The 13,207-nt window shown below is 64.0% G+C and carries 12 protein-coding genes and 1 riboswitch; of the genes, 6 read left to right on the top strand and 6 right to left on the bottom strand.

The features are described 5' to 3' along the window. Positions 1-21 precede the first annotated feature (21 nt). From ribA to BV82_RS23825, 3 genes are read left to right on the top strand one after another with little or no spacing between them, the layout of a single operon-like run. On the top strand, positions 22-639 hold the full coding sequence (ribA, locus tag BV82_RS23835) for a GTP cyclohydrolase II (protein ID WP_010222848.1): 618 nt from the start codon (positions 22-24) through the stop codon (positions 637-639). Further along, a complete protein-coding gene (locus tag BV82_RS23830) occupies positions 636-1,055 on the top strand; it encodes a hypothetical protein (protein ID WP_036996997.1) in 420 nt (139 codons plus the stop codon). Before ribA ends, BV82_RS23830 begins: the two co-directional genes overlap by 4 nt. Next, positions 1,055-1,864, top strand: coding sequence for a cobalamin-binding protein (locus tag BV82_RS23825; protein WP_010222850.1), 810 nt, complete (start codon positions 1,055-1,057; stop codon positions 1,862-1,864). Before BV82_RS23830 ends, BV82_RS23825 begins: the two co-directional genes overlap by 1 nt. On the opposite strand, the gene BV82_RS23820 is transcribed toward BV82_RS23825, so the two are convergent. The 4 genes from BV82_RS23820 to BV82_RS23805 form a co-directional block, all read right to left on the bottom strand. Then, positions 1,842-3,695, bottom strand: a complete 1,854-nt coding sequence (locus BV82_RS23820; RefSeq protein WP_036996996.1) for a TonB-dependent receptor domain-containing protein — start codon at positions 3,693-3,695, stop codon at positions 1,842-1,844. The two genes, BV82_RS23825 and BV82_RS23820, sit on opposite strands and share 23 nt — an antisense overlap. Positions 3,696-3,802: 107 nt before the next feature. Further along, positions 3,803-5,701, bottom strand: coding sequence for a 1-deoxy-D-xylulose-5-phosphate synthase (gene dxs / locus BV82_RS23815; RefSeq protein WP_036996995.1), 1,899 nt, complete (start codon positions 5,699-5,701; stop codon positions 3,803-3,805). Between the two features lie 146 nt (positions 5,702-5,847). Next, complete coding sequence (gene ispA / locus BV82_RS23810) at positions 5,848-6,735, bottom strand: (2E,6E)-farnesyl diphosphate synthase (protein ID WP_036996993.1); 888 nt, start codon at positions 6,733-6,735, stop codon at positions 5,848-5,850. Continuing rightward, positions 6,732-6,974, bottom strand: coding sequence for an exodeoxyribonuclease VII small subunit (locus BV82_RS23805; RefSeq protein ID WP_036996992.1), 243 nt, complete (start codon positions 6,972-6,974; stop codon positions 6,732-6,734). The genes ispA and BV82_RS23805 overlap by 4 nt, the downstream gene beginning before the upstream one ends. Before the next feature lie 243 nt (positions 6,975-7,217). On the opposite strand from BV82_RS23805, the gene BV82_RS23800 reads away from it, so the two are divergent. Genes BV82_RS23800 through BV82_RS23790 form a run of 3 tightly spaced genes read left to right on the top strand, consistent with a single transcriptional unit; the run spans position 7,218 to position 10,946 of the window. Beyond that, positions 7,218-8,621 (top strand): MBOAT family O-acyltransferase, encoded by a 1,404-nt coding sequence (locus BV82_RS23800; protein ID WP_010222855.1) that lies wholly within the window; start codon positions 7,218-7,220, stop codon positions 8,619-8,621. Continuing rightward, the gene (locus tag BV82_RS23795) at positions 8,608-9,741 is read left to right on the top strand and encodes an SGNH/GDSL hydrolase family protein (RefSeq protein ID WP_036996990.1); all 1,134 of its coding nucleotides are present in this window, start codon (positions 8,608-8,610) and stop codon (positions 9,739-9,741) included. The genes BV82_RS23800 and BV82_RS23795 overlap by 14 nt, the downstream gene beginning before the upstream one ends. After that, a complete protein-coding gene (locus BV82_RS23790; protein WP_036996989.1) occupies positions 9,741-10,946 on the top strand; it encodes an SGNH/GDSL hydrolase family protein in 1,206 nt (401 codons plus the stop codon). Before BV82_RS23795 ends, BV82_RS23790 begins: the two co-directional genes overlap by 1 nt. Positions 10,947-11,158: 212 nt before the next feature. Here BV82_RS23790 and ribB read toward each other — a convergent pair whose 3' ends face one another. Both ribB and BV82_RS23780 read right to left on the bottom strand, forming a co-directional pair. Beyond that, entirely contained in the window at positions 11,159-11,809 is a 651-nt protein-coding gene (gene ribB / locus BV82_RS23785) for a 3,4-dihydroxy-2-butanone-4-phosphate synthase (protein ID WP_026001301.1), read from the bottom strand. Positions 11,810-11,888: 79 nt separating this feature from the next. Continuing rightward, positions 11,889-12,032: riboswitch (FMN riboswitch) on the bottom strand. Between the two features lie 67 nt (positions 12,033-12,099). Then, positions 12,100-13,188 carry an alpha/beta hydrolase gene (locus BV82_RS23780; protein WP_010222859.1) on the bottom strand — a complete coding sequence of 363 codons (1,089 nt, stop codon included), beginning with the start codon at positions 13,186-13,188 and terminating at the stop codon, positions 12,100-12,102. Positions 13,189-13,207 lie beyond the last annotated feature (19 nt).

Here is a 13,207-nt window from a genome sequence, read left to right as displayed (position 1 = left end):
GTTACTGATCAGGAGCACAACGTGCCCGTCGTTTTTGTTGCCGCTTCCAAGCTGCCTACCCCGTTTGCGACCTTCACCATGCATGGTTTTCTCGATGAAGCCACCGGCCGCGAGCACGTCGTGCTCAGCCTGGGTGATGTGGCCGACGGGCAGCCGGTGCTGGGGCGCCTGCATTCCGAATGCCTGACCGGCGATGCCTTGTTCAGCCAGCGCTGTGACTGCGGTTCGCAACTCGAGGCGGCCCTGCAGGCAATCGCCCGCGAAGGCCGCGGCGTGCTGCTGTACCTGCGCCAGGAGGGCCGTGGTATTGGCCTTCTGAACAAGATCCGCGCCTACGAGCTGCAAGATGGCGGCGCCGATACCGTCGAAGCCAACGAGCGCCTGGGCTTTGCCGCCGACCAGCGTGACTATGGCATGTGCCAGCCGATGCTCGAGCACCTGGGGGTCAAGTCGCTGCGGCTGATGACCAACAACCCGCGCAAGGTCAAGGCCCTCACCGGCATGGGTATCCCGGTTGCCGAGCGCGTGCCGCTGCACACCGGCCACAACCCGCATAACAAACACTACCTGGCGACCAAAGCCGGCAAGCTCGGCCACATGATGGGCAACGAGCACCAGGGCGAGGCCGGACGGGCGTGACCCGCGCCGAGGTGCGTCGCCGTCTGCAACTGGCCTGGTGGCAGTACCTGGCGGTGGCGCTGGCGCCATTGCTGGTGTTTGCCTGGGCCTTTGCTGACCTGCAGGCGCTGATCCCGATCCTGGCCATGCCGATGTTCATCGCCGGCGTGGCGTCGATGTTCCTCAGTCTGCCGCGCTTTGGCGCCTACAAGCATGCGCTGATTGCCACCCAGAAAAACTTGAACAGTGATGACGAGCCTGGCGCCTGGATCGAGCTGGCGCGCATCCGGCGCCTGGGCATGCTGTTCGGTTGCCTGCCGGCCTGGGTCGCCGCGCTGTCGGTGTTCGTCGGCCTTGAGGCGGTGCCACAGGTTCTCCTGGCGATCTCCAGCGTGGTCCTGCTCTATCTCTACCGTATCCCTCGCCAGCTCGGCTGATGCGCCGCTACCTGTGGCTGTTGCTGCTAGCCCTCGGCATGCCGCTGGCGGCGGCGCCGCGGGTGGTCAGCCTGGCGCCTTCGATCAGCGAAATCCTCCTCGACCTGCAGGCCGGCGATCTGCTGGTGGGCATGGCCGAGTGGAGGGAGCGTCCTGCGCAATTGAGCGATGTGCCGTTGGTTGGCCGCTACGGCCAGCTGGACATGGAGCGCCTGCTCAGCGTGCGCCCGGACCTGGTGCTGTACTGGCCGGGCAGCGTGCCGGCGGCTCAGCGTGAGCAGCTTGAACGTCTTGGTATTCCGCTCTACAGCGTCGACGTCCACGAGCTGGATGACCTGGTTTCCCAGGTCGACGAGATTGGCGTGCGGATCGGGCGCAAGGCGCAGGGCGCGCAGTTGTCCGTTGCCCTGCGCCAGCGCCTTGCCGCGCTGCGCCAGCAGTACCGTCGCGAGCGGCCACTGACGGTGTTCTATCAGGTCTGGGACAAGCCGCTGTATACCGTCGGTGGTTACCAGATCATCTCCGATGCCTTGAGCGTCTGCGGCGCGCGCAACCTGTTTGCCGATCTCACCCAGCCGGCGCCACAGGTCAACCTTGAGACCGTGCTGGCGCGTAATCCCCAGGTTATCCTCGCCGCCGATCAGCCCCAGCTCGATGCCTGGAAGGCCTGGCCGCAGGTCGCGGCAGTGCGTGACGGTCTGCTGCTGCAGGTGCCGGATAAAGGCCTGGAGCGCCCCAGCGGGCAGATGATCGAAGCGACGGCGAAGCTGTGTGCGCTGCTGCAGGCTAAAGTGCCGGTGTCCAAGTGACGCCCAGCAGCCAGGTGCGGCCCTCTTCGCGGTAGTCGCGGTAGCCTGCGCCATAGTTGTACTGCGCACGGCTGTAGGTTTTATCCAGCAGGTTATCGGCCTTGAGCTCCAGGCGGAGCTCGCGGCTGAGGCTCCAACTGCTGCGTAACCCAAGCAAACCGTAGCCAGCCAGCGTCTTGGTGTTGTCCGCGTCGGCGTAACTGCTGCTGACCGCCTGCCAGCTGGCGCCGAGCCCCAGGCGATCGAACTGGCGATCCAGGTCCAGGCTCAGGGTGCGGCGGGCGCGGCGTTCCAGGGGGTGCCCGGAATCGCGGTCACGCGGGTCGATCAGCGCCACGCCGAGGTTGCTCTGCCAGCCGAACCACTCCTGATGCAGACTGGCTTCGAAACCGTTGATGCGTGCCGAGCCCACGTTGTGCGGAATGAAGTTGGGGCCCAGGGAGATCGCATTGCGCAGGTCCGTGCGGTACAGCGAGGTCTCCAGGCGGGTGGTCTCGCTCAGTTGGCTGCGCCATTGCAACTCGTAGCTTTTCGAGCGTTCGGGCTTGAGGTCGGGGTTGCCGAAGTCCGGGTAGTAGAGGTCGTTGAACGTCGGTGCGCGCAAGCCTTCGCTGTAGGACAGCAGCAGGTCGTTTTCGGCGTTGAGCGGCAGGCCGAGGCTGGCGCTCCAGCTGTTCTGGCTACCGAACTGCTGGTTCTGGTCGCGGCGCACGCCCACTTCGCTGCTGAAGCTGTCGCCCTTGTAGCGATGTTGCACGAAAGCAGCGCGGTTCCAGCGGCTGTCTTGTTCCAGGGGCGTGCTGGCGTGCAGGCGATCCTGGTACCAATCGCCACCGAGCAGCAGGTTGTTGCGCTCGTCGAGGCTCAGGTCGTTCTGCCAGTTGACCGAGTCACGGTAGGTGTTGAACTCGCTACCGCCTGGTTGCAATGTGTCGCGCTTGGTGTCGCGGTTCTCGCTGTGGCCCAGTTCCAGGCGTGAATGCCAGATATCGCTGAGCTGAGCGTCGGCATAGGTGCCGATGCTGCTGAGGTTGAAATCGGTATAGGGCTGGCTGTGGTCGCCGAACAGGTTGTCGTATTCGCTGCGGCCGCGGCTGTCGAGCCAGTTCAGGCCCAGTTCCAGCGAGTCGCTGGCGACATGGCTGAGGTTCAGGCTCAGGCTCTTGTTGCGGTAGGCATCGTGATCGCCGTTGGCGGCGAAGGACTCGCGGGTGGCGTTGATGCCGGCGGTTTCGTCCAGGCCGGCGGCGAGGTTGAAACGGGTGCGTTCATCGCCGCCCGAGAGGCCGACGTCACGTTGCCAGGTCTTGTTGCTGCCAGCGGCCAGGTGCAAGCGGGGTTGCAGGCCGGGCTTGCTGGCGCGGCGGGTAAAGATCTGGATCACCCCGCCAATCGCATCGCTGCCGTAGATCGCCGAGCGCGAACCGCGCAACACTTCGACCCGCTCGATCTGATCGATATTGAGAAACTGCAGGCCACTGTCGCCGGACGAGATGTTGGCGATGCGCACACCATCGACCAGCACCAGGCTCTGGGCCGACTTGGTGCCGCGAATGAAAATGCCGGGCAAGCTGCCGCGCCCGCCGGTGCGCGAGACCTGAACGCCGGGTACCCGGGTCAGCAGGTCAGTGACGCTGGAAGGCTGCAGGCGATCGATGTCGTCACGGGTGAACACGGTGTTGGCGGCGCTGGTTTGGCTGCGGTCTTCGACCTGGCGGTTGGCGCTGATGAGCGTGTTGGGCAGCTTCAGGGCGCTTTCGCGGTCGATGGGCTCGGCCAGCAGGGTGGTCGGCAATAGCAGGAGTGGGGCTACCAGGCGCAGGGATTTCATGGGCAGTTCCATTGCTATCGCTGGCAAGCCAGCTCCCACAGGTTCTGCATGCGCTGTACTTGTGGGAGCTGGCTTGCCAGCGATGAGGCCGGTTAAGGCCCCGAAGATCACAGACCGAGCAGTTGCATCCGCTGGCGCACCGAAGCCTCGATCCCGGCAGCATCCAGGCCGCATTCGGCGAGCATCTGTGCAGGCTTGGCATGCTCGACATACACATCCGGCAGGCCCAGGTGCAGCATCGGCTTGAGCACGGCTTCGCGGGCGAGGAACTCGCTCACCGCAGCACCAGCGCCGCCCATGATGGCGTTCTCTTCGATGGTCACCAGCAGGTCGTGGCTGCCGGCGATTTCACGCACCAGCGCCTCATCCAGCGGTTTGACGAAACGCATGTCGACCACGGTGGCGTCGATCTGCTCGGCAACCTTCAGGGCTTCGCTCAACTGCACACCGAATACCAGCAGGGCGACCTTGCTGCCCTGGCGGCGAACGATGCCCTTGCCGATTTCCAGCGGCTCGAGGTTGTTGTCGATGGGCGCGTTCGGGCCGCTGCCGCGTGGGTAGCGCACGGCGGCCGGGCCGTTGTACAGGTGGCCGGTGCTGAGCATCTTGCGCAGCTCGTTCTCGTCGCTCGGGGTCATCACCAGCATGCCGGGGATGCAACGCAGGAACGACAGGTCGAAGCTGCCCGCATGGGTCGGACCGTCTTCGCCAACCAGGCCGGCGCGGTCGATGGCGAACAGCACGTCGAGGTTCTGTACCGCGACGTCATGGATCAACTGGTCGTAGGCACGCTGCAGGAAGGTCGAATAGATCGCCACCACCGGCTTGGCACCTTCGCACGCCATGCCCGCCGCCAGGGTTACCGCGTGCTGTTCGGCAATGGCAACGTCGAAGTAGCGATCCGGGTAGCGCTCGCTGAAGGCCACCAGGTCGGAGCCTTCCTTCATGGCCGGGGTGATGCCGACCAGGCGCTGGTCAGCCGCAGCCATGTCGCACAGCCATTGGCCGAATACCGCGGAGTACTTTGGCCCGCCGGCTTTTTTCGGCGCGGCGGCGGGTTTGTCCACAGGCTCGAGCTTGGTGATCGCGTGGTAGCCGATCGGGTCGACTTCGGCCGGGGCGAAGCCCTTGCCCTTCTTGGTCACCACGTGCAGGAACTGCGGCCCCTTGAGGTCGCGCATGTTGCGCAGGGTGGTGATCAGGGTCGGCAGGTCGTGGCCATCGATCGGGCCGATGTAGTTCCAGCCCAGCTCTTCGAACAGGGTGCCGGGTACCAGCATGCCCTTGGCGTACTCTTCGGTGCGGCGGGCGATTTCCCAGGCGCCCGGCAGGCGCGAGAGGACCTTCTTGCTGCCCTCACGCATGCTCGAGTAGGTGCGGCTGGAGAGGATCTTGGCCAGGTAGTTGGACAGGCCACCGACATTGCGCGAAATCGACATGTCGTTGTCGTTGAGGATCACCAGCATGTCGGCATCGACTTCCTGGGCGTGGTTCAACGCCTCGAAGGCCATGCCGGCGGTCAGTGCGCCGTCGCCGATCACGGCAATGGACTTGCGCGGATCGTTCTGCAGGCGTGCGGCGATGGCCATGCCCAGGGCAGCACTGATCGAGGTGCTGGAGTGACCGACACCAAAGGTGTCGTACTCGCTTTCGGCGCGGCGTGGGAAGGCGGCCAGGCCGTCCTTCTGGCGCAGGGTGTGCATGCGCTGGCGGCGACCGGTGAGGATCTTGTGCGGATAGGCCTGATGACCGACGTCCCATACCAGACGATCGTCCGGGGTATCGAAGACGTAGTGCAGGGCGATCGTCAGCTCGATGACGCCCAGGCCGGCACCGAAATGCCCGCCGGTCTGACCAACGGTATAGAGCAATTCCTGGCGCAACTCGTCGGCCAGGCTCTCCAGGTCGGCTTCAGCCAGGCGGCGCAGGCCGGCAGGCGTATCGGCACGGTCAAGCAGCGGCGTGACCGGGCGTTCGCGGGGGATCTCTTGAAACGTCGTGGGCATCAGGCGAATCGTTATAGATATGAAGTGGCGGCAGTTTACCTTATTGCGGTGTTGGCTGCCCATTGACTGGTAGAGCAGGGGCCTTTGGCCCCTATCGCCGGCAATGCCGGCTCCCACAGGGGTTTGCTCGGTGATACCAGTGCTGCTTAGTTGCGGCGCTCGACAATGTAGCGCGCCAGCTCGCGCAGCGGCTCGGCCGCCGCGTCAAACGGACGCAGGGCATGCAGGGCCTGGTCGCGCAGTTCCAGGGCGTAGGCCTTGGCCGCGTCGAGCCCGAGCAGGGCCGGGTAGGTCGGCTTGTCGCGGGCGATGTCGGCGCCCTGGCGCTTGCCCAGGGTCTGGGTGTCGCTTTCGACGTCGAGGATATCGTCCTGGACCTGGAAGGCCAGGCCGATGGCCTGTGCATAAGTTTGCAGGGCCTTGAGCTGGGTCTGGTCGGCGCGGGCACTGGCCAGGGCGCCGAGCTTGACGCTGGCCTCGATCAACGCGCCGGTCTTGTGCCGGTGCATGAACTCCAGCGCCGTCTGGTCGAGCTTGAGGCCCACCGAACCCAGGTCGATGGCCTGGCCGCCGACCATGCCGGCAGGGCCGGCCGCCAGCGCCAGGGCCTGGACCATGGCCAGGCGGATGCTGTCCTGCTGCGGGCTCAGTTGCGGGTCGAGCAGGGCGCTGAAGGCCAGGCTCTGCAGACCGTCACCGGCGAGAATCGCGCAAGCTTCGTCAAAAGCCTTGTGGGTGGTTGGCTGGCCACGGCGCAGGTCGTCGTCGTCCATGGCCGGCAAATCGTCGTGCACCAGCGAATAGGCGTGAATCAGCTCGACCGCGCAGGCCGCGCCGTTGGCCTGTTCCGGGGCGGCGCCGAGGGCTTCGCACGCGGCATAGGCGAGCAGTGGGCGAACCCGTTTGCCGCCGTTCATGACGCTGTAGCGCATGGCCTCATACAGGCGGGTGAGCTCCACCGAGGGGGCGATAAACAGTTGCTCGAGGGCGGCGTCGACCCGTGCCTGGCAGCTGGCCTGGTATGCGCCGATCATTCTGGCTGGTCCGCATCGAACGGCTCGGCGGCCAGCTCTCCGTCGCGCTCGAGCAATACCTGAACCTTCTGTTCGGCCTGGGCCAGGGCGCTCTGGCAGTCGCGGGTCAGGCTGATGCCTTGTTCAAAGGCGGTCAGCGAGTCTTCCAGCGACAGCTCGCCGTTCTCCAGGCGCTCGACCAGGGCCTGCAGGTCGGCGAGGGATTGCTCGAAATCAATGGAGGCTTTTTTTCGGGCCATGGCGGCTGTCTCGGTGGCAGTATAAACGGCGCGACACTAGCAGAGCGGGGCGGGGGGAGCAAATCGATAGGGGCGATCTTTCGTCGCATTCTGTTGCACAAAGGCCGCCGGTGAAGTCTTGATTTTTCTGCAGAGCTCGCATTGTGAGGGGTTGTGGCTCTCTGCCATAATCGCGCCCGCTTTACCCCGCGGGTTTCTCGCGGTGAAGCCTCCTATTTCTGTTGTCACGTAATGGACTACGTTGTGAGCTTCCTTTCGATCGAGTTCGGCCTCTGCTTCACACTGTTTTTCATCGTCTACTGGAGCCTGTGCTGGAGCGTTCGCCTGCAGAACGTCCTGCTGCTGGCGGCCAGTTATGGCCTGGTGGCCAGTTTCAGCTTCAACTCCTTGTATATCCTGCTTGGCTACAGTGCCCTGGTGTACCTGCTCGGCCTGGTCGGTGAGCGTTATCCCGGCCGGCGCTTCAGCTATTTGCTGGTGTTGCTGCTGGTGCTGGGTTGCTTCTACCTGTTCAAGTACCAGGAATTCTTTGTCGGCGGCGTGCAGGGCGCCCTGGCCAGTGCCGGGCTGGAGGTGTCGCTGCCGGTGCTGGAAGTGCTGGTGCCGATCGGTCTGTCGTTCTATGCCTTTCACTCGGTCAGCTACCTGGTGTCGATCAACCGCCGCGAGATGCCCTCGGCCTCAGCGTTTGACCTGGCCCTGTACCTGGCGTTCTTCCCCAGCCTGATTGCCGGCCCGGTCAATCGCGCCAGCCACATGCTGGCGCAGATTCGCTCAAGCCGCATCCGTGAAGTGCTGGAGCCGCAACGGGCGCTGGGCCTGATCGCCCTGGCGGTGGTAAAGCTGTTCTTTTGCAGTGCCTGGCTGGCCAGTGAATGGGTCGACCCGGTGTTCGAGACCCCGGGCAGCTATTCGCCCGAGCAGATCCTGCTGAGCGTGTATGGCTACAGTTTCCTGATCTATTTCAACTTCAGCGGCTACACCAACCTGGTTACCGGCATCGCCTTGCTGTTGGGCTTTCGCCTGCCTGACAACTTCAATGCCCCCTATGCCGCGCACAACCTCAAGGAGTTCTGGGGGCGCTGGCATATCAGCCTGTCGCTGTTCATTCGCGACTATGTCTACATCCCCCTGGGTGGTAACCGCCAGGGCGTGTGGCGCGGCAACCTGAACATGCTGCTGGCGATGCTGATTTCCGGCCTGTGGCACGGGGCGAGCATCAATTTCATTATCTGGGGCGCGCTGCACGGTATCGGCCTGGCGCTGTACAAGGCCTCGACCTACATCTTGCCGCAGCCGATGCGCTGGCCGGGCGCGGGGTTGGCGGCGCGCTTGCTGACCTTCCACTATGTGGCCTTCGCCTGGATCTTCTTTCGCAGCGCGAGCCTCGATGAAGCCATGGAGATGCTCGCCGGTATCGGCGGGCTGAGCCTTCAGGGGCTGTTCTCCAGCACCGGCCTGCTGTTGCTGGTGAGCGTGCTGTATGTCGCTGTCTACCCGCAGTTGCTGGCGCTGCTGCGCCAGTTTTTCGCAACCACCACGCGCTTGCCCTGGCAGCTGTATCCGATACCGCTGGGGTTGTTCATTTCCTTGGTCATTTTTGCTTCGCAATCGGGCGTGCCGGGGTTCATCTATGCAAGCTTCTAATGCCGGTCGTTTGCTGGCCGCGCAAACTGGCGCGGCCAAGGCCCTGTACGCCATTGTCATCACCACCCTGTTGCTGTTCTGGCTGAACCAGGATTCGATCAGCCTGTATTGCCAGCAGAAGTATCACCAGAGCTGCGAATTGCCGGTGCTCGGGCAGAGCCCGGCCTGGCGCCTGGGTGGCAACCTGACCCATGCCCTGGGCGATGCCCGCGACAGCTTCATCGACAGCCTGGAGAAACGTAGCGAGCCGGTGCTGGTGGCCAAGGTTGAGGCCAGCGACACCGTCGAGCTGCCCGCGCCGGTTCAGGTGGTTGCGGTGCACCTGGACAAGCCGCCGGTTGCCGTCCCCGCCCCCGTCAGCAAGCCGGCTGCGGTCAAGGTCGCGGCACCTGCTGTTGCACCTGCACCTGCACCTGCACCTGCAGCGCAGGTCGCCCAGGCGCCCTTGCAAGCGGGTACCGTGGTGTCCCTGGCGGCCGGCGATGAAGTATTCCTGGTTGGCGATTCGCTGATGCAGGGCGTTGCTCCGCACCTGGCCAACAGCCTGCGCAAGCGCTACCAGATCAAGAGCGTCAATCTCAGCCGGCAAAGCACTGGCCTGGCCTATCCTGGGTTCTTCAACTGGCCGCAGACCGTGGCCAAGACCCTGGAAAGCGAGCCGAACATTCGCCTGATGGTAATCTTCCTCGGCCCCAACGACCCCTGGGACATGCCCCAGGGCAAGGGCAAGCCGTTTTTGCGTTTCAAATCGCCGGAGTGGGAAGTCACCTACCGCCAGCGTATCGATTCGATCCTCGACCAGGCCCGCGCGCACAATGTGCAGGTGATCTGGGTCGGCCCGCCGAACATGCAAAAGCCCAAGCTGTCTACTGCCATGGCTTACCTGAGCGGGCTCTATGAGCAGCAGACTGGCCTGTATCAACAGCATTACGTCTCGGCCAACCCGGTGCTCGGTTACAACGACGACAGCTTCTCCTATACCTTGCAGAACAGCCAGGGCAAGCGGATCAAGACCCGGGTCGATGACGGCATTCATTTCACCACCACCGGACAGAAGCTGATCTCGGAACGAATTCTCTCGATGATCGCCTTTCCCGGCCTCACTGTAACGGGACACTGATGCGTCGACTGCACAACATTCTGGGGCTGGCCCTGCTGATCTGTGCGCTGCCGGGCTGTAGCCCGGTGGCGGCGGTCAATACCACGGCCAGGCCCGCCACCTCGGCGGCCAAGGCCCCGACCCACCGCGTCGATGGCAACCTGGCGGTGCTGGCGGGCAAGTTCAAGAACGCCAATCGCGCGCCAATCAATATCATCCAGTTTGGCGACTCGCACACCGCCGCAGACCTGTTCAGCGGCGAGATGCGTCGCTTGTTGCAAGCGCGTTATGGCGACGGTGGTATCGGCCTGATCGCCGCCACGCCCGTGTCGGGCACCCGCTATGAGCAGGTCATTCTGAAAACTGCCAAGCGTCAGTGGGAGCTGGTGTCGGCACGTAATCAGCAGAGTACCCAGTTCCCGCTCGGGGGGTACTTGTCGGTGCCGATGGCGGCCAACCCCAGCGTGCGTATCGAGGCTCGTGAGCCCACTGCGCAGCGCTATCGAGTCCAGGCCCTGTACCAGGCACGGGAGAGCAGCACCCTGGTGCTGCGCGACGGCCGCGGGCGCAACCAGCGCATGCTGGCGGCAACCGGCGGGCAATGGCGTTTCGGCCCGCAGGTCGGCAACCTTGGCCTGCCGCTGGACCTGACCCTCAACAGCCGGCCCGGCACGCTGCTGGGTGGCTGGTATATCCAGGGCCAGAAGAATGCCGGGGTGATCTATTCGGCGCTGGGCATCAATGGCGCGCGCCTTGAGGTGCAAGACAAGTGGCAGGCTGGCTGGCAGGACAACCTCAAGACCCTGCGCCCGGACCTGGTGATTCTTGCCTACGGCACCAACGAAGCCTTCGATGACACCCTTGACCTCGCCCTGTACCAGACGCAACTGCGCAATACCCTCAAGCGCCTGCGCCAGGACCTGCCGCGGGCAGTGGTGCTGCTGGTTGGTCCGCCGGACTCGATCAAGCAGCGCAAGGCACGCAGCTGCGCCGCGCGCCAACCGCAGCAACTGGCCCAGGTGATCCGTATCCAGCGTCAGGCGGCCAAGCAGGCCAATGCCCTGTTCTGGGACTGGCAAGCGTACATGGGAGGGCAGTGCTCAATTGCCGGCTGGCAGGCTTCGGGCCTGGCCCGGGGGGATTTGGTGCACCTGACTGCGGACGGCTACAAGAAAAGCGCTGCAGGCCTGCATGACTTTTTGCGCACGCAGCTGGGCTTGAAGTAAGGCAGAAAAAAATAGAGGCGGGGACAACCTCGGGTTGGCTTGCGGGGCCCCATGAAGTCGTCTTCCCGCCTCTTCAATAGAGGCAGATCCGGGTGCATGTCACTGCACCCGCTCAGCACGATACGGCTGCCTTGAATCAGCCGCAATTCACACCTCTGCATTCACCTTAGTAGCTGTCTGCAAGGCTGTAAATTTTCTCGAACACAAATTTTTCAGGCGCTTTCCAGTGCCGGGGTCAGCGCTGCCTGGCGGTAGCGCGCCAGCTCGTCAATGGTCAGAACCGGCAGCGAGTATTGCTTGGCGTACACCGCCACCTGCTCGCCACGGGCCATGCTGCCGTCGGGGTTCATCAGTTCACAGAGCACCGCTGCCGGGCGCAAGCCCGCCAGGCGTGCGAGGTCTACCGAGCCTTCGGTGTGGCCGCGGCGGGTGAGTACGCCGCCATCGCGCGAGCGCAGGGGGAACACATGGCCAGGGCTGACAATGCGCATGTCTGCGCTGGTCGAGTCCAGTGCGGCCTGGATGGTGGTGATGCGGTCCTGGGCCGAGACGCCGGTGGATACACCTTCAGCCGCTTCGATGGTCACGGTGAAACCGGTGCCATGGCGCGCGCGGTTGTTCGGTACCATCGGTGCCAGCGACAGCTCGTCAACGGTGGTTTCATCCAGGCACAGGCAGACGATACCGCTGCAATCGCGGATCATCATGGCCATGGTTTCCAGGCTGATGTTTTCGGCGGCGGCAATGATATCTGCCTCGTCCTCGCGGTCGTCGTCATCCAGCAACAGCACGGGTTTACCGGCCTGGTAGGCGGCGACAGCAGCAGCGACGTTAGGGAATTGCTTGCGGTGCAAAGGGGACATGAAACGCTCCTCGTAAGTGATCGATGAACGTTTCAGGGCGAACAAAATGCGTGCGCCAGGGCGCATTTTGGCCCTGACCTGACGCCTTCTTTCATCCGGACTATGACCGTCGGCTCTGGAGTCTCACCAGATCTGCTGACCCTCGGCCAAAGGCCGAGGCGCTCGCGGGCTCATCTTTCGATTTACCGCCGGTGGGGACTTGCACCCCGCCCTGAAGACCGGCCAAGCATACATCAGAGTGCCATCAGGTTTGCAAGTCCCAGCCTTACGACCTAGGTCTAATTCGGACCTCACAGGCCCAGGGCGTAATCCAGGTAGCCTGGGTAGACCTTGCGCCAGTCATCCTGGAAGGTGTGGCCTTCAGGGTGTTCATGGCTCTGCACCTTGTTGTTGCTGGCGAAGGCTTTCTCGGTGGTAGCGGTCAGTTGCAGGTTGCTTTCATGCTCCTGGGCACCGTGGACCACGACCAGGCGCTTGTCCTTGGCCTTCTGCACGGTGAACGGGATCTTGAAGCCGCCTGGCGACAACAGTACTGCGCCGCTGTAGTTCTGCGGGTACTGGGCGATCAGGTGCGCCGCGTGTTCGGCACCTTGGGAGAAGCCGATCAGGGCGACTTTCGAGCGGTCGATGCGGGTGTCTTTTTCCAGTTTCTTCAGGGCTGCGGCTACCGCCTGTTCGGTCGGCTCAACCGAATGCTGCTGCCACATGAACTGGTGAGCATCACGCTTGAGGGTGCCATTCAATGCCACCAGCACCGCCTTGTCGCCGACCAGGTCAGCACGCATGTTGGTGCCATTGACGCCTTCGGTGCCGAAGCCTGCCAGCCATACCACCACCGGCCAGCCGCCGGCCGGCGCCTTGCCTTCAGGGATGCTGAACGCAGCGAGGCCGGCGTCCTTGGCCTGGGTCGGGTAGTTTTTCTCGGCGGTCTGCAGCAGCTTCTGGTAGGCCGGGTCATTTTTCATTGGCTCCAGCTCGTCGTCTTCCTTGAGGATCACGGCTTGCCAGAAACCGCGCTCGCGGGCTTCGTCGAGGTACTGCGCGGCCAGTTCCGGGCTGTCCATGGACGACAGCGCGGCAGCGGCCTGGTAGGCGGCGAAGGCATTCTTCGGGTCCAGGCGGGCGGCAGTCAGGTAGAAGGCCAGGGCGCCGGCATAGTTGTCGTGCTCGCTCTTTTCCTTGTCGCCGGCGTCCATGAACTCGGCCGGGGTGGCGTCGTTGAGGTACAGGTTGGCCATGGCGGCCATGCCTTGCCAGCGGCCCTTGTGCAGGGCCTGGTCGGTGGCTTCGTCGGCGTAGGCGGTGGTGGCAGCGAGGCTGAGGCCGGCCAGCAGGCCGAAGGAGCAGAGGTGCAGGCGGGTAGCTGTCAGCAATGACATGGCCGAGAGTCCTTTTCCG

This window comes from Pseudomonas donghuensis, from assembly GCF_000696345.2.
GTDB classification, from domain to species: domain Bacteria; phylum Pseudomonadota; class Gammaproteobacteria; order Pseudomonadales; family Pseudomonadaceae; genus Aquipseudomonas; species Aquipseudomonas donghuensis.
Note: the sequence above shows the minus strand (reverse complement) of the source record. Positions and strands in the feature narration are given on the sequence as shown.